Annotated in this window: 11 protein-coding genes; 4 read left to right on the plus strand and 7 right to left on the minus strand. The window is 60.8% G+C overall.

Features of this window, described 5'->3' with window-relative positions:
* Positions 1-58: 58 nt before the first annotated feature.
* The gene (locus ACYZT5_RS27965; protein ID WP_462048265.1) at positions 59-613 is read right to left on the minus strand and encodes a cysteine hydrolase family protein; all 555 of its coding nucleotides are present in this window, start codon (positions 611-613) and stop codon (positions 59-61) included.
* Between the two features lie 102 nt (positions 614-715).
* Here ACYZT5_RS27965 and ACYZT5_RS27970 point away from each other — a divergent pair, with 102 nt between their 5' ends.
* From ACYZT5_RS27970 to ACYZT5_RS27980, 3 genes are all read left to right on the plus strand, one after another.
* Positions 716-1,702 carry a GlxA family transcriptional regulator gene (locus tag ACYZT5_RS27970; protein ID WP_462048266.1) on the plus strand — a complete coding sequence of 329 codons (987 nt, stop codon included), beginning with the start codon at positions 716-718 and terminating at the stop codon, positions 1,700-1,702.
* 177 nt (positions 1,703-1,879) lie between these two features.
* Entirely contained in the window at positions 1,880-2,989 is a 1,110-nt protein-coding gene (locus ACYZT5_RS27975; RefSeq protein WP_462048267.1) for a DUF3182 family protein, read from the plus strand.
* Positions 2,979-3,737, plus strand: a complete 759-nt coding sequence (locus ACYZT5_RS27980) for an alpha/beta hydrolase family protein (protein ID WP_462048268.1) — start codon at positions 2,979-2,981, stop codon at positions 3,735-3,737. The genes ACYZT5_RS27975 and ACYZT5_RS27980 overlap by 11 nt, the downstream gene beginning before the upstream one ends.
* 12 nt (positions 3,738-3,749) lie before the next feature.
* On the opposite strand, the gene ACYZT5_RS27985 is transcribed toward ACYZT5_RS27980, so the two are convergent.
* The 5 genes from ACYZT5_RS27985 to ACYZT5_RS28005 all read right to left on the minus strand — a co-directional run bounded on the left by ACYZT5_RS27985 (position 3,750) and on the right by ACYZT5_RS28005 (position 9,125).
* Positions 3,750-4,739 (minus strand): lysylphosphatidylglycerol synthase domain-containing protein, encoded by a 990-nt coding sequence (locus ACYZT5_RS27985; protein ID WP_462048269.1) that lies wholly within the window; start codon positions 4,737-4,739, stop codon positions 3,750-3,752.
* Complete coding sequence (clsB, locus tag ACYZT5_RS27990; protein ID WP_462048270.1) at positions 4,726-6,021, minus strand: cardiolipin synthase ClsB; 1,296 nt, start codon at positions 6,019-6,021, stop codon at positions 4,726-4,728. Before clsB ends, ACYZT5_RS27985 begins: the two co-directional genes overlap by 14 nt.
* Positions 6,018-6,815, minus strand: a complete 798-nt coding sequence (locus tag ACYZT5_RS27995) for an endonuclease/exonuclease/phosphatase family protein (RefSeq protein WP_462048271.1) — start codon at positions 6,813-6,815, stop codon at positions 6,018-6,020. Before ACYZT5_RS27995 ends, clsB begins: the two co-directional genes overlap by 4 nt.
* Positions 6,812-7,738 carry a DUF72 domain-containing protein gene (locus tag ACYZT5_RS28000; protein ID WP_462048272.1) on the minus strand — a complete coding sequence of 309 codons (927 nt, stop codon included), beginning with the start codon at positions 7,736-7,738 and terminating at the stop codon, positions 6,812-6,814. The genes ACYZT5_RS27995 and ACYZT5_RS28000 overlap by 4 nt, the downstream gene beginning before the upstream one ends.
* A 175-nt stretch (positions 7,739-7,913) precedes the next feature.
* Positions 7,914-9,125, minus strand: coding sequence for an MFS transporter (locus ACYZT5_RS28005; RefSeq protein ID WP_462048273.1), 1,212 nt, complete (start codon positions 9,123-9,125; stop codon positions 7,914-7,916).
* 360 nt (positions 9,126-9,485) lie between these two features.
* Here ACYZT5_RS28005 and ACYZT5_RS28010 point away from each other — a divergent pair, with 360 nt between their 5' ends.
* Entirely contained in the window at positions 9,486-11,615 is a 2,130-nt protein-coding gene (locus ACYZT5_RS28010; RefSeq protein ID WP_462048274.1) for a mechanosensitive ion channel family protein, read from the plus strand.
* Positions 11,616-11,749: 134 nt separating this feature from the next.
* On the opposite strand, the gene ACYZT5_RS28015 is transcribed toward ACYZT5_RS28010, so the two are convergent.
* Complete coding sequence (locus ACYZT5_RS28015; RefSeq protein WP_462048275.1) at positions 11,750-16,066, minus strand: Lhr family helicase; 4,317 nt, start codon at positions 16,064-16,066, stop codon at positions 11,750-11,752.
* Between the last annotated feature and the right edge of the window lie 211 nt (positions 16,067-16,277).

Here is a 16,277-nt window from a genome sequence, read left to right on the forward strand (position 1 = left end):
TTTTTCCGGGTTTCACCCTGTCGATCATCTCCAGTGAGCTTGCGTTGGGTAAGGCGTTTTATTGGCTAGCCGCCAGGAAGTCGTTAGTGGACACAACGCTGGCATAGGCAAAACCCAGGGCTGACATGAAGGCGGCATGCACGTGGGCTGCCGGTACGGTGAGGCCGTTGAACTCCAGGTCACGGGAGGCACAGGCGTCGTGGATCACTGTGACGGTGTAGCCAAGATCCGCGGCGGCGCGGGTAATGCCGTCGACGCACATGTGGCTCATGCTGCCGACGACAACCAATTCCTTGATGCCTTGTTCGTCGAGGATTGACTGTAGTTCGGTTTCACGGAACGAGTTGACGAAGTGTTTAAGCACGACCGGCTCGTCGGCACGGTTCAAGACTTTGGGGTGCAGCTTCGCGCCCTCGGAGCCCGGAGTGAAGAAGGGCGCTTCGTCGGAGGTGAATTCGTGGCGGATGTGCACCACCGAATCACCCGCATCGCGGAAGGCTTTGATCAACCGTACGGCGTTGTCCGCGGCGGCGTCGGCACCGACCAGCGGCCATTTGCCTAGGGGGAAGTAGTCGTTTTGGATATCGACTACGATGAGTGCTTGCTTGACCATGACTGTTTCCTCGAAGTGCTTGTTGGGTGTGGAATGAAGTATTGGGTTTAGCAGGCCGTCCGAGCATTGGCCGCACCGACAATAGAAGGGGGAAAACTGACAATGGACGCAGAAAGGGCAATCGCCGAGCTGGGCGTATTGATCTATCCCGGCGCGCAGATGGCGGCGGTGCATGGGTTGACGGACTTGTTCGGGGTGGCGAACCGGATTGCCAGCGAGCATCAGTCCGCGCAATTGCCATTGCTGCGGGTCAGCCATTGGCAGACCGATGGCGATCAGATGCCCGAGCGGGTCTACGACAGTCATCCCGCTCCTGACGGCGCGTTGGTGGCGGTGTTGATCCCGCCATCGATCGCCGGTTTTTCCCCAGGCCAGGCACCGCAGGGGCTGATCCGCTGGATGCGCCAGCAACACGCGAATGGCGCGACACTCGGCGGGGTTTGCGTGGGATCGATTTTATTGGCCGAAAGCGGCCTGCTCGACGGTCGTAGCGCCACCACCCACTGGACCTCGGCCAACGCTTTCGCCGAGCGTTATCCGGCGATCAAGCTCAAGGCCGACACACCCATTGTTGACGACGGCGATCTGATCACCACCGCCGGGCTGATGGCCTGGTCCGAACTGGGCTTGCGTCTGGTCAACCGTCTGTTGGGGCCGAGCATCGCCACCAGCACCGCGCGGTTTCTGGTGGTGGAACACAGCGACAGCGCGAGTGAATGCGGCAGCAATTTTTCGCCCATTCTCAGCCATGGCGATGCTTCGATTCTCAAGGTCCAGCATTGGCTGCAAAGCACCGGAGCGACCGATGTGTCGCTGACGATGATGGCCGAGCGGGCAGGGCTGGAAGAGCGCACTTTCCTGCGTCGATTTCGCGCGGCAACCGGGCTCAAACCCACCGAGTATTGTCAGCACCTGCGGGTCGGCAAGGCTCGGGAAATGCTCGAGTTCACCAATGGCACCATCGATCACATTGCCTGGACGGTGGGTTATCAGGACCCGAGTGCGTTTCGAGCGACATTCAAGAAGATCACCGGGTTGGCGCCAAGTGATTACCGGACACGGTTCGGAGTGGGAATGAGTCAGGGTTGAGCGCAAGTCGTGCAAAATGCCGGAGTTGAAACCCCTGTCGTGCAGAATAAAACAGGCACGGTGCCATCATGTTTTTCGCAACTGGCTGATTTGACAAACGTTTTTCTTCGGCCCCCCTTGGCCTGATCTCTGCACCCCTTCAACTACATTCATCAAGCGCAAATTGAAGGGGGACGCATGACCCCAGCAAATCGCAAGAAACTGGTGGTCGCTCACTCCGTGCGCCCCGAGGCTCCGTTGCACGAAGTGGAAACCAATCGTGCGCTGGCGCGTTGGCTGGCGCAGATTCTGGGGCTGAAATACGGCGGCAGTTACGACCCCGAACTGCACAACGGTCGAGACCTTTATCTGTTGCCGACCCAGACGCTTGTTGGCGTCGCTGCCGCGCGGCAATTAGGCGTCAAAGGGCCGGAGGATTTGTGGGGCGGTTACGTCGACCATGATTTCATCTGCACCAAAGCCATCAGTCACGGGTTGCTGAACAGACACGCCTTCGCACCGGACGGCTGGGCACCCTTGTTTTCCGAACGTGTGCGCAACGTTGTGCTCGATGGCCTCAGCGTGTTTTCCCTGGAGGATGCGCGTCCTGCGGCAGAGCATCTGCTCTACAGCGGCCCGATCCGCATCAAGCCTATTCATGCCTGCGCCGGACGCGGTCAGGAAGTGATCAAAAGCCTCGACCAGTTCGATGCCATCCTCGCCAGACCCGATGCCAAAACGCTGTTCACCGAAGGCGTGGTGCTGGAACAGGACCTGGACCAAGTGATCACCCACAGCGTCGGTCAGAGCTTTATCGGCGACAAGGTGCTGAGTTATTGCGGTGATCAATACTTGACCAAAGACGGTCAGGGCGAGCAGGTTTATGGAGGGTCTAACCTACTAGTGGTGCAGGGCAGTTACGACGATTTGCTCGAATTGGAACTGACGGACGATGTTCAACTGGCGATCCGGCAGGCGCAAGTGTTCGACCGTGCCGCGGATGAGGCTTATCCCGGTTTCTACGCCTCGCGGCGAAACTACGACATCGCCCAAGGTGTGGACAGTAACGGCAAACAGCGCAGTGGCGTGCTCGAGCAGTCCTGGCGGATGGGCGGTGCCAGCAGTGCCGAAGTCGCCGCCTTGCAGAGCTTCGTCAAACACCCCGGGATGCGCGCGATTCGCGTGACTTCGGTCGAGACCTACATCGACCAGCCGCTGCCGACGGACGCCATCGAGGTGTATCGCGGACCGGCGCAAAACAGTGACTTTCTTCTCAAGTACGTAACGGTTAAATCCTATGACGGCTAGAAGCGAAACCATTCAAATCGACATCGACGATGAACAGATGATCGGGACTTTTCTCAGCCCCAAATCAAAAGTCCCCGGCGTGCTCTTTGTGCACGGTTGGGGCGGCAGTCAGGAGCGGGACCTGGAGCGGGCCAAAGGCATCGCCGGTTTGGGTTGCGTGTGCCTGACGTTCGACTTGCGCGGGCACACCGGCGGGAAAGGTATTGCGCTGAGTCGAGTGACGCGCGAAGACAACCTGCGCGACTTGCTGGCGGCGTATGACCGCTTGCTCGCACACCCGGCGCTCGATACATCGGCGATTGCCGTGGTCGGCACCAGTTATGGCGGTTATCTGGCCTCGATCCTGACCTCATTGCGTCCGGTGCGTTGGCTGGCGCTGCGGGTGCCGGCGCTGTATCGCGATGATCAATGGCACACGCCCAAACGTGACCTGGATAAGCTCGATTTACGTGATTACCGCCGCACGTTAGTCCGCGCCGACAGCAATCGTGCGCTGCATGCCTGTTCGCAATTTACCGGGGATGTGCTGCTGGTCGAATCAGAGACTGACGACTATGTGCCTCACTCAACCATCATGAGTTACCGCGCGGCCTGTCAGCAGACTCACTCGTTGACCCACCGGATTATCGACGGAGCCGACCACGCCTTGAGCGAACCTGTTGCGCAACAGGCGTACACCTCGATCCTGGTGGGCTGGATCACCGAAATGGTGGTGGGCGAGCGGTTGAGCATTATTCAGTCATCGTAAAAATACGGACTGTTAATGCCTCGGTGTCTTCTCGATCCGCAATGACTTGGCCTTGGCTTCCACGATCAAGTACATCACCAGGGTAATCAGTAGCGGCAGGATGAAATAGATCGCCCGATAAGCCAGCAATCCGCCGACCAGGCTCCCTCGGGACGCTTCATGTTGCAGCAGCGCGACGAACACCGCTTCCAATACGCCGAGCCCGGCGGGAATGTGCGTGATGACCCCGGCAATCGCGCTGATCAACAACACCCCAAGCACCAGCGGATAATCCAGCTTGCTCGGCAGCAGGGTGAAAATCACCGCCGCCATCAGCGACCAATTCAGCGCCCCGAGGGCCAGTTGCAGCACCGCCATGCGCAGGGATGGCAGGTTGATTTCTACCCCGCGTATCGCCCATTCCCGACGCTTGGAAAACTGACACGCCGCCAGATACCCCGCGCTCACCAGCAGCAGCAACACGCCCACCGCTTGCAATGCGCCGCTACTGAGCTTCCAGCCTGGCGGCATTCGCACCAGCCCGCTGCTGAACACCGCACCGGCAATCACCATGTAACCGAACCAGTTGGTCGCCAGGCTCAACCCGAGAATTTTCGCGATGTTGCCCTTGCTCACCCCGAGTCGCGAATACAGGCGATAACGCATGGCAATGCCACCGACCCAGGCACTCAGGTTGAGGTTGAAGGCATAGCTGATAATCCCCACTGGCAAGATCTGCTTCCACGTCAGGTCCTGGCGAATGTAGGTACGACCGATCAGATCGAAACAGGCATAGACCAGAAAACTCAGCAAGGTCAGGCCGGACGCGATGATCAGCGTGCGCACCTTGAAATCGGCCAGGGTGTCGAACACTTCGTTCCATTCGATGCGCTGGGCGAGCATCGTGAGCAGCACGATCAGCGCCAGGAAGAACAGCATCGTCAGCGGCCGTTTCCAGCGGCGCCAGCGAGATTTGCTCGGGCTGTCGGCGTGGACCGCCGGATGTGCGTCAGCGCGGCTCATGGTGGTCGCTCCCGGCTGGATGGGTGAAGGGTTTCAGGCGCGGTTGATGCGCCGGCAGCCAACCGGCCCAGGCCGGGAAGTGGCGCAGAAAGTGAAACACCAGAAAGCCGACGGTCATGTGCCAGACCCGTCCGCGCGGGGCTTTGTCGGCGGACATCGCCTTGCAATGGTTGTTACTCAGGTCTTCGAGGCGCTCGAACAGGTCGCGGTTGAAGGCGCGATCGCGGATTAACACATTGGCTTCCAGGTTCATGGACAGGCTCAACGGGTCGAGGTTGCTCGAACCGACTGTGCTCCAATCCTCATCCACCAGCGCGACTTTGCCGTGCAGCGGACGGTCGCAATACTCGTAAATCTGCACGCCGGATTTGAGCAGGTAGTCATAGGTCATGCGCGCGGCGAGTTTGGCCACCAGCATATCGGGCTGACCTTGCAGGATCAGCCGCACATCAACGCCACGGCGCGCGGCGTTGCGGATCTCGCGCAGCAGGCGATAGCCCGGAAAGAAGTAGGCATTGGCGATCACGACTCGGCGCTGGGCGCTGCGCAGCACCAATCGGTAAACCTCTTCGATGTCGGTCGGATGCTCGCCGTTGTCGCGGTACACCAGGCGAACCTGGCCGTCATGATCGCTGAACGCCAGTTCCGAGCGCCGTTGTCTGCGCCGTTGCCACCAGTATTTGGCGCGAGCCGGGCGACCGCTTTGCAGCAGGGCGAAGTGATGAATGTCGGCCACCGCCGGACCTTGCACTTCAACGGAGTAATCCTGTTTGGCCTCAGGGCCGAAGTCAGCCAAATGGTCGGCGGAAAAGTTGATGCCGCCGATGAACGCAATCGTGCCGTCGACCACCACGATCTTGCGGTGCAGTCGGCGGAACCAGTTGGTGCGGATGCCCAGATGTTTGGGCGCAGGGTCGAAAATCTGGATGCGCACGCCGGCCACGCTCAGGGCGCCGAGGAACTCGGGGCTCAGCTCGCCACAGCCAAAGCCATCGAGGCTGACGGTAATCCTCACGCCGCGTTGAGCGGCTTCGATCAGGATCTGCTGCAGCTCATTGCCCACCTTGTCCTCAAACAGGATGAAGGTTTCCAGCAGGACTTCAGTCTTGGCCAGACGAATAGCCTCGAACACCCGAGGGAAAAACGCTTCGCCGTTTTCCAGCAGGTCTACGCGGTTGTTGCCTTGCCAGCCATATACGACGTCAACCACGCCCGGTTCACGGATCGGCGGGGTTGTGGATAAGTGCTCCACGTTGGTTTTATCCATCGATGGGCTGCTCATAGCTCGATCTCCACCGATAGCGGTGCATGGTCGGAAAGGTGTGACCAGGGCCGCGCGGCCAGCACTTGCGGATAATTGGCCTTGAGGTTGCGCACGTAGATGCGGTCAAGACGCAACGCTGGCAATCGCGCTGGAAAACTGCGCGCCGGTTTGCCGTGGAGTTCGGCGAAAACCTCCCGCAAACCACAGGGTGTGAGCAGCGCGTCGGCACGCTGGCGCCAGTCGTTGAAGTCACCGGCAACGATCACCGGGGCATCGCTCGGCAGTTCTTCGAGGCGTCGGGCCAGCAACTTGAGTTGTTCGGTCCGGTGGGTTTCGCGAAGGCCCAGGTGCACGCAAATGGCATGCACTTCCTGACCCTCACCGGGCAGGCGCAGCACGCAATGCAGAATGCCGCGGTTCTCGTGACCGCTGATGGAAACGTCGAGGTTGTCGTGGCGAATGATCTGGAATTTAGACAGCAGCGCATTGCCGTGATCGCCAGCAGGATAGACCGCATTGCGTCCATAGGCGAACTGCGGCCACAGCGTGTCGGCGAGGAATTCGTATTGCGGCATTACCGGCCAATTGCTGTAGCGCTGGGGATGATGCTCGTGGGTGCCGTGGACTTCCTGCAAAAACACCACGTCGGCGGACACGCTGCGCACCGCTTCGCGCAATTCGGGCAGGATGAAACGCCGGTTGAGCGCGGTGAAACCCTTGTGCGTGTTGACCGTCAGCACGGTGAAGCGGCGCACGGAGGTGATGATGGGTTGCTGTTCGTCGGTGGTGCCGACCGGTTCGGAAATGCTCATGACAGCACTCCTTCGGCGGCCCGTTCACCGGGACGGGTGGCGAGGTCTTTATCCAGATGAAAGCGCTCCAGCAAGCTGCGGGCATCGAAGGGCGCGCGGACTTTGATGTCGTTGTCGAAGTAGCAAAACACCTCACGGGACTTGCGCGCCTTGGGCTTTTGCCGGGGTGCGATCAGCTGCGGGTCGGGCGGTTGCTGGCCGTGGTACCAGGCCTCTATCCGGTCACCCCAGCGTTTCAGCGCCTCGGGGGTGTAACCGCTGGCATAGAGCTCTTCGGCACCGTGCAGGCGCAGGTAAACGAAGTCGCTGGTGAGGTCTTCGCGGTACGGCCATTTACCGGCGGTGTCGGCGATCACCAGCGCAGCATTGTGGCGTTTGAGCAGTCGGATGAAGGCGGGGTCGATGAAGCTCTCGTTTCTGATTTCTACGGCATGGCGCAAAGGCTTTTTTCCGTAGGCCTTCATGCTGGCGTGACCGTTCACGTGCGAATCATGCTGGCGGGCGAGGGCGGCGGCCTCTTCGGTGTTGTGCGGCAACTGCTCCAGAAAGGTCTCGAACAACTCGGCATCGAATTTGAAGTTGGGCGGAAATTGCCAGAGAATCGGGCCGAGTTTTTCTTTGAGTTCCAGCACCCCGGACGCAAAGAAATTCGCCAAGGGTTTATGGACGTCCCGGAGTCGCCTGATATGAGTAATGAAACGTGGGGCTTTGACGCTGAAGACGAAGCCCGTCGGGGTTTCCGTGTACCACTGGGCGTAGCGTTCAGGCCGTTGCAGGGCGTAAAACGATCCATTGATTTCAATGCTGTTGACCGCCCGTGAGGCGAATTGCAATTCGCGCTTGTGGATCAGCCCCTTCGGGTAAAAATCCCCCCGCCAGGGCGTGTAGCGCCAGCCTGAAATACCGATGTGAATCGCCGCCATATCGCCTCCCGTCTAATGGTCTTCGGACTGCCCCTGTCTTTTGATGACTGCGGGGCGGGCGAGAAAGTTTCGACGGGACTACGGACGGTAAAGCAAAGATCGCAGCCTGCGGCAGCTCCTACAGGGGCATGTGAACACCTGTAGGAGCTGCCGAAGGCTGCGATCTTTTGATCTATCAATGCCCGGCGACGATGCGGGTCGAGCCTTCAGCAGGTTCGGCATACACCGGACCCAATCGATCAAGACGACCGCTCCACACGGTCAGTGCCAACGCGATCAACACCACCAGGCCGCCAATCCACGCGGTGTGGATCAGGCCCATGTGAGCAACGATCAAGCCACCGCCCCAAGCGCCACCGGCGATGCCGAGGTTGAACGCGGCGATGTTCAGGCCCGACGCCACGTCCACCGCATGCGGGGTGTGATGTTCGGCCTGACGCACCACGTAAACCTGCAGGCCCGGCACATTGCCGAACGCAACCGCGCCCCAGACCAGCACGGTGGCCAGGGCCAGCCATGGATTGCCGGCGGTGAAGGTCAGTACGAACAACACGGCAGCGAGCAGGGCGAAGATGATTTTCAGGGCGCTGATTGGGCCGCGTTTGTCCGCCAGTTTGCCGCCCCAGATGTTACCGACGGCCACCGAGATGCCGTAGACCAGCAGCACCAGGCTGACGGTGCTGGCGCTGAAGCCGGATATGTCCTGGAGAATCGGTGCCAGGAAGGTAAAGGCAATGAACGAGCCGCCGTAACCGACCGCTGTCATGGCGTACACCAGCAGCAGACGTGGTTGCTTGAGTACCTGCAATTGCTGCAACAGTGAAGCCGGTTTGCTGTGGGCAATGTTTTTCGGCACGTAAAGCAGGCTGCCGATGAACGCGATCACACCCAGTGCAGACACCGCGAGGAAGGTTTCACGCCAGCCGAAATGTTGACCGATAAAGGTTCCCAGTGGCACGCCGGTGACCAGCGCGACGGTCAGGCCGGTGAACATGATGGCGATCGCGCTGGCGGCTTTTTCCTTCGGCACGAGGCTGGTGGCGATGGTCGAGCCAATCGAGAAAAACACCCCATGGGCCAGGCCGGTGACGATCCGTGCAATGATCAGCGATTCGTAACTCGGCGCTTTCCAGGCCAGCAGGTTGCCGAGGGTGAACAACACCATCAACGACAACAGCAGCATTTTGCGCGGGACTTTGCCGGTGAGGGCGGTCAGCACCGGGGCGCCAATGGCGACGCCCAATGCGTAGAGGCTGACCAGCAGGCCGGCGGACGGCAGGCTGACGCCAAGGTCGGCGCCGATGGTAGGTAACAGGCCAACGATGACGAACTCGGTCGTCCCGATGGCGAAGGCGCTGAGGGTCAGCGCGAGCAAGGCAATGGGCATGGCTGCAACTCCGGTGGATTGATTGATGGAGCGCAGTGTCCGGGTTTGGGTTATGCGGAAAAATAGAGGGATAGGCATTTGATATTTGCCTCGCGCGCAAAGATCAAAAGCTACCCCCTCACCCTAACCCTCTCCCCAAGGGGCGAGGGGACTGACGGAGCTGTTCTTTCGAGTTACATCGACCTGAAAAATCGAGTCGAACTTAGGTCCGGAAAGCCATGGAGATCTGCTCCCTTTCCCCCCTCTCCCCTGTGGGGAGAGGGCTGGGGTGAGGGGTGGCCCTTGATTTCACCCCAAAACCGAACTTGCCTACACTTTTCCGATCAGTTCCATACAGACCCAATTGCAGGAGCACCGCGTTTGTTTAAGTTCAAGACCGCGATACTACTGGGGGCGCTGCTGATACTGGGCAGCAACGAACTGGAGGCTGCCGCACTGCCGGGTGTGCCGGCGGCGGTCACCGCCGCGACACCACTGGCGCACCCCGAACCGCTGGTGCAGGGTGGTTTGCTGGGTGCCATCAGTTCGAGCATTGAGGAAGTCCAGGGCAAACTCGATCTCAACGAGGACCTGCTCGACGCCTGGCGTCTGCGTGCAGACCGGGCGGCGGTTGAGGTGGATCAACTGGTCAATCATCCATCGGCCCGTTCAAGCTGGAGCGTGGCGGGGGATTTCCTGCTGTTGTCCTGTGTGTGGATTGGTGTCTTTGCGCTGCTCTGGCTGCTTGGAGGGCTGCTCGCCAAACGTCTGTGCCAGAACCGCCTGCTACTCACTCGCGAGCGCGGTCAGGCTTTACTCGGTTATGTGTTGCCCTACACGGTTCCGGCGCTGGTCAGCCTGCCGCTGACACTCTATGTCAGCCACTTCTTGCAAGTGTCCGCCGGTCGGGCGCTGGCATTGTGTTTCGCTTATGCCACCAGCAGCGGCATTTTCGCCGCGTCGTTGCTGTTGTCGCTGGTGGTGCTGTTCAACGCCGGCCACAAGCGCCGGGCGGTGCAGATTATTCGTCAGTACAGCCCTCGACCGCTGTTTTTGATGGGCTTTTTCGTGGCCCTGAGCGACGGCTTGACCAGTCCGCAGATCGCCCGCCTGCTCGGCGGCAATCTCACCAGCAGTGTCGCGGTGTTCACCGGGGTGGCGGCCTCGGTCACCTTTGGCTTTTTGGTGATCAAAATGCGCCGTCCGGTGGCCCATCTGATCCGCATTTTGCCGTTGGCCCAGCGCCTCAGTCAGCCGGCCTTGCGTGAAATGCTGCGGATCTTTTCCGGGCTCTGGTACTGGCCGATTCTGTTGATGGTGCTGGTGTCGGTGATCAACCTGATCGGCATTGGCGATGACAACCAGAAAGTACTGCGTTGTGCGCTGTTTACCACGGTGCTGCTGATTGCGACGGTGTTTCTCAGCACGTCGCTGCATCACCTGTTCAAGTCGCGCAGTGAGTTGGCCGTGCGCCGCAGCAGTGCCTACAAAGAGCGCTTTCTCAGCCTTTCGCACGCGTTGCTGCGGATCGCTCTGGCGATTGTGTTCATTGATGTCCTGGGGCGCATCTGGGGCGTGTCGCTGTTCGAGTTTGCGGTGAGCAATTCGGTCGGCCGGGCGATCAGCGATTCGCTGAGTCGTATCGGTTTGATTTTCCTGGTGACCTGGATGGGCTGGGTGGTGTTGGACACGGCGATTCAGGAAGCCCTGAAACCACCCGTTAATAAACGATCGGCGCGCCAACCCAGTACCCGAACCAAAACCATCCTGCCGCTGCTGCGCAACGCGATCAAAATCATCCTGGTGGTGATCTGCGCCATTACCACCATGGCCAACCTGGGGATCAACGTTGCACCCTTTTTGGCCGGTGCCGGTGTCGTGGGGCTGGCCATCGGTTTCGGTTCCCAGCAACTGGTGCAGGACGTGATCACCGGGTTGTTCATCATCATCGAAGACACGTTGTCGATTGGCGATTGGGTGGTGCTCGACTCTGGCCACGCCGGCACCGTCGAAGGCCTGACCATCCGCACCTTGCGCCTGCGCGACGGCAAGGGGTTTGTGCACTCGGTGCCGTTCGGTCAGATTAAGGCCGTGACCAATCAATCGCGGCAATTTGCCTATGCGTTCTTCTCGGTGCAGTTCACCTACGACACCGATGTCGACAAGGCTATCGAGTTGATCCGCGAGGCCGGGGATTCCATCCGCGAAGATGCGTTTCTCAAGTACAACCTGCAAGGTCCGCTGGATGTGTTTGGTGTCGACAAGATGGACCTCAACGGCGTGGTGCTGACGGCACAGTTCCGCACGGTGTCGGGCGGGCAATACGCCGTGAGTCGGGCGTTCAACCAACGTTTGAAAAAGCTTGTGGATAACAGCCCGTGGGTGCATTTCGCGCAGACTTATCCACAGCAGGTTTTGATGCCTAGGCAGGCTGTTGATCTGCCGCAAAGCGATGGGCTTACATCAGAGCATTCATCGGTGTTGCTGCCGGATCAGCCGAGAACTCAATGATTTGTGTAGGGGCTGACGGCCCCTTCGCGAGCAGGCTCGCTCCCACAGTGTTCTGTGTTGAATATCATTTTTGGGTAGGACACAAATCCCCTGTGGGAGCGAGCCTGCTCGCGAAGGGGTCAGACCAGGCAACGCTAATGCCGGATCAGTTTGTTTTGTAATTCCGCACTGGTCTGCTGATCCAGCTCCAGCCAAAAAAGCTGCTTGCCAGCAATCTCTGCAGCGGCGGGCAATCCATCGCGATACACCAATCGATTACTCGCCAAGGCCGGCACTTTTGCTCCCGGCAGAAGCGTCCCGGCGAGGTTCAGCGGATCAACCCCGCACACGGCAATCAAACTCCCGTCATGCGGCCGTCGCCGCACCTCGCGCAGTAATGGAATGGCCTCGGGCAAAGCAAACTGCTCACCCGCCAAGCCACTGACAAACCGCCCGCCGCGGATCTCGCCTCGAGCTTCCAGCCGATGGAAAGTGCGCAGCAATTCCCGCCAGCTCGGCAACCAATCCGCTTCACGTTCCAGCAAGCGCCAGAACACTACGCCGTAGCGCCGAAGCAAGGTCATGGCGATATGTTCAAGGGTGTCGGTCGGCGTGGGCGCCGGGCGCTTGTTATCCACAAGCGGCGCTGGCGCCCCGCGCCGCAACAGCGCCCAGCGCCCGGCATCGTCCATCCCGCCGACAAACGCTCCGCGTCCGCGTCGGCTGCTGCGATTTTGTCGCTTGCTGGCCGGGGTGATCAGCGCTCGCAGGCCGGCGAAGCTGTCGGCATTCACCAACCCGGCACCGACCAATTCCTGCAAGGCGATTTCCAGTTCCGAGCGCAGCAGATGAGCCTCGTGAATCAGCTCATCGAAAAACAGTGCGCCGTGTTGGCTGAGTGCTTCATAAACTTTTTGTGTCTTGGGCGACAGTTTGCTGGCCGGCGTCTGCTCGGTCAACCCGCTCCACAATCCGACCTGACTGCGTGGCAACAGCAGAATCGGCGTGCTGCGCAACGCCATGCTGGCGCTCTTGTTGCGCGCGGTCAGGCGCGTCCACACCAGTTTGCCGCTGCGGCACAGGTCATCCAGCCAACTCGCCGAATAGCCTTTGATCCGCGCTGGCAGGATGTCGCTGTCCCAGGCTGAAGCAGCGGCGGGGTAGCCTTCGAACTGACTGACTATCACTGGCAACACTGCGCTGCCCTGGCCTTGGGTCGCGGCGGACAGATGCTGCCAGTCGAACAGGAAACGCATGAAGTCTTGCAACGCCACGGGCTCGATTTCCCGCCGCAGACGCTTGACGGTGTAGCGGTGAATCCGCGCCAGCAGATGCCGTTCGCACCATTCTTCCTCACCCGTGCCGGGCGTGAATTGGCCACGCAACACATAGCCTTCGCGTTCCAGTTGCGCCAACGCCTGGGTGACTTGAGTCGCCGGTATTCCGAGCGGTTCGGCAATTGCTTTCAGCGGTAACGGGCCAAAGGCACTGAGCCGCGCACGGATCACTTCGAGCACCGCTTCGTCCGGCGCCCAGACTTCATCGAACCTGGGCAACGCCTCCAACGGCGGCTGCAAAATCGCCTGAGGATAAATCGCCCGCAGACAGGTCAGCCGCTCCAGTGCCAACCATAGCGCTTGCCCGGCATTGATTGGCAGGCGGCTGGCGCGACCGCTGTCAGCCAGGGCGTTCAGCCAATCGAGCCAGTCTGGATTGGCCTGGGCCTCGGCGTCGCTGATGCACGCGAGGCTCATCAACGCCTCATGCATTTCATCGACGCCGGTCGGCGTTGGCCAGGCTTCCTCGCGCACGGCTTGAATCGCTTGCACATCCAGCGCGCCGAGGTCGTCGGTGGACTGCGGATCGCTCCAGCGACGGTTGAGTACTGCTTGAGTGCGGCGTTCTTCCAGCGGTGCATCGTCGAGAAAGGTGTAGGGCCGGGCGCTGAGGATTTCCGCTGCCAGCGGCGAGGGCGCGGGTAAATCGCGGCTGATCAGGCGGATGTCGCCACATTCCATGCGCCGCAACAACGCCAGCCAGCCTTCGCTGTCCATGGCCTCGTGCAGGCAATCGTCGAGGGTTTGTTCCACCAGTGGATGGTCGGGAATTTCCCGTTCGCCGGCGAGGTTTTCCACGCAGGCAATCTGGTCGGGAAACACGCTGGCGATCAGGTCTTCGCTTTTCATCCGCTGGATCTGCGGCGGTACTTTGCGCCCGCCACTGTAGCGCGGCAGGGCCAGGGCCACCCCGGCATTCCAGCGCCAGCGCACACCGAACAGTGGTGCATCGAGCACGGCTTGAATCAGGGTGTGCTCGGCGCTGTTGCTGTGCACATAGCGCCAGACATCATCGAGTTCAAAGCTGTGGCTGGTCGACAGCGACAGGACGATGGCGTCTTCGCTGGCGGCAGCCTGCAGTTCGAAGTTGAAGGTGCGGCAGAAACGCTTGCGCAGGGCCAACCCCCAGGCGCGGTTGATGCGGCTGCCGAACGGCGTGTGGATGATCAGTTGCGTGCCGCCGGACTCGTCGAAAAACCGCTCCATCAGCAGCGTGTCTTGTGACGGCAGGGCGCCCAATGTCAGGCGCGCACGGGCCAGGTAATCGACCAATTGTTCGGCGCTGGCGAGGTTCAGACCGAGGGTGTCGGTCAGCCAGTCGAGCGCGGGCTGCAAGTGGCCGGGTGTAGCGCCGAGCAGCTCATCGAGTTGCGCTTGCAGGCGGGCCACGGCGAACGACAGTTCAGCACTGCGGCCAGGGGCTTCACCGAGCCAGAATGGAATGGTCGGCGGTTGGCCCTGAGCGTCTTCGACCCGGACCTTGCCGGTTTCAACCCGCAGAATTCGGTAGGAGGTGTTGCCCAACTGGAAGACATCGCCGGCGATGCTTTCCACCGCAAAGTCCTCGTTGACGCTGCCGATGTTCAGCCCTTGGGGTTCCAGCAGCACGATGTAGTCGGCGTTGTCCGGGATCGTCCCGCCGCTGGTCACGGCGGTCAGTTTGGCGCCCCGGCGACCGCGCAGGGTGCGGGTCACGGCGTCGCGGTGCAGGTAAGCGCTGCGGATGCCCAGGCGACCGTTGTAACCCTCGGCGAGCATCTGCAGCAGCGCCTGATAATGTTTTTCGTCGAGTTGGGCATACGGCGAGGCTTTGCGAAACATCTCCAGCAACGCCTGTTCTTGCCATTCCTGGCAGCTCACCTCGGCGATGATTTGCTGGGCGAGTACGTCCAGTGGCGCCTTGGGAATCTGCAAGGTGTCGAGTTCGCCGCGACGCACGCAGTCGAGCAGGGCGGCGCATTCGATCAGGTCGTCGCGGGTGGTGGCAAACAAGCGGCCCTTGGGCGTGCCGCCAACCTGGTGCCCGGAGCGGCCGACCCGTTGCAGGAACCCGGCAATCGAACGCGGCGAGGCCATCTGGCAAACCAGGTCGACATCGCCGATATCAATCCCCAGTTCCAGAGACGCCGTGGCGATCAGCACTTGCAGTTCGCCGCGCTTGAGCCTTTGCTCGGCGTCGAGCCGAAATTCCTTGGCCAGACTGCCGTGGTGGGCGGCGACGGCTTCTTTGCCGAGACGCTCGCTCAAGTGTCGACTCAGGCGTTCGGCGAGGCGCCGGGTGTTGACGAAAATCAGCGTGGTGCGGTGTTCGCGGGCAAGGGCGGCGAGGCGGTCGTAGACCAGTTCCCAGACGTCGTTGGCCATGACTGCCGACAACGGCACGGGCGGCACTTCGATGTCCAGATCTCGCGGGCGGGCGTGGCCGATGTCGATGATTTCGCACTCGCGATCACGGCCAACCAGAAATTGCGAGACGGCTTCGATGGGTTTCTGCGTGGCAGACAGGCCAATTCGCATCAGCGGTTGCGCGCACAACGCTTGCAGTCGCTCGAGGCTCAGGGCCAGATGGCTGCCGCGCTTGCTGGCGGCGATTGCGTGAATTTCGTCGACGATCACCGTGCGGGCGGTGCTGAGCATTTGTCGGCCAGAGTCGGAACCGAGCAGCACGTAAAGGGATTCCGGGGTGGTCACCAGAATATGCGGGGCGTTCTTGCGCATCGCCGAGCGGTCTTTTTGCGGCGTATCGCCGGTGCGCACGGCGGTGTTGATCTGCAGTTCGGGCAGGCCCATCGCGCGTAACTGCTCGGTGATGCCGGCCAGCGGGTTTTGCAGATTGATCTGGATGTCGTTGGACAGTGCCTTGAGCGGTGAAACGTAAACCACCAGGGTGTCGTCTGGCAGGTGGCCGCCATTGGCCAATCCGCGGTGGACCAGGTCGTCGACGACCGCTAGGAACGCGGTGAGGGTTTTGCCAGAGCCAGTGGGGGCGGCGATCAGGGTCGAACGGTGCTGGCGGATTATTGGCCACGCCCGGGCCTGGGCGGCGGTGACCGTCGGGAAAGTGCTGCTGAACCAGGCGCTGACGGCGGGGTGGAAGCCTGCCAGGGCGCTGTCCGTTGGGATTGGCAGATTCATGTCCTGATTTATGCGGGCGAGTCGGGGAAGTTGCAAGTACCGCTCAAGACCTTCGTTCTTGCTGAGGGCCTCTTCGCGGGCAAGTCGGATCGCCGCACCGCTCGCTCCTACAGGTGATCGCATTCCCTTGTAGGAGCGAGGCTTGCCCGCGAAGGGGCCAGTAGCAGCACCACAAATCCCGGAGATCTACACTTTACGGATGACGGTTGCG

Source organism: Pseudomonas sp. LB3P14 (assembly GCF_054898045.1).

Bases quoted from the DNA above. Each gene is read 5' to 3' on its own strand.
- ACYZT5_RS27975 (WP_462048267.1), top strand. From the start codon at position 1,880: ATGACCCCAGCAAATCGCAAGAAACTGGTGGTCGCTCACTCCGTGCGC.
- ACYZT5_RS28005 (WP_462048273.1), bottom strand. From the start codon at position 9,125: ATGCCCATTGCCTTGCTCGCGCTGACCCTCAGCGCCTTCGCCATCGGG.
- ACYZT5_RS27985 (WP_462048269.1), bottom strand. From the start codon at position 4,739: ATGAGCCGCGCTGACGCACATCCGGCGGTCCACGCCGACAGCCCGAGC.
- ACYZT5_RS27965 (WP_462048265.1), bottom strand. From the start codon at position 613: ATGGTCAAGCAAGCACTCATCGTAGTCGATATCCAAAACGACTACTTC.
- ACYZT5_RS27995 (WP_462048271.1), bottom strand. From the start codon at position 6,815: ATGAGCATTTCCGAACCGGTCGGCACCACCGACGAACAGCAACCCATC.
- ACYZT5_RS28000 (WP_462048272.1), bottom strand. From the start codon at position 7,738: ATGGCGGCGATTCACATCGGTATTTCAGGCTGGCGCTACACGCCCTGG.
- ACYZT5_RS27980 (WP_462048268.1), top strand. From the start codon at position 2,979: ATGACGGCTAGAAGCGAAACCATTCAAATCGACATCGACGATGAACAG.
- ACYZT5_RS27970 (WP_462048266.1), top strand. From the start codon at position 716: ATGGACGCAGAAAGGGCAATCGCCGAGCTGGGCGTATTGATCTATCCC.
- ACYZT5_RS28015 (WP_462048275.1), bottom strand. From the start codon at position 16,066: ATGAATCTGCCAATCCCAACGGACAGCGCCCTGGCAGGCTTCCACCCC.
- clsB (WP_462048270.1), bottom strand. From the start codon at position 6,021: ATGAGCAGCCCATCGATGGATAAAACCAACGTGGAGCACTTATCCACA.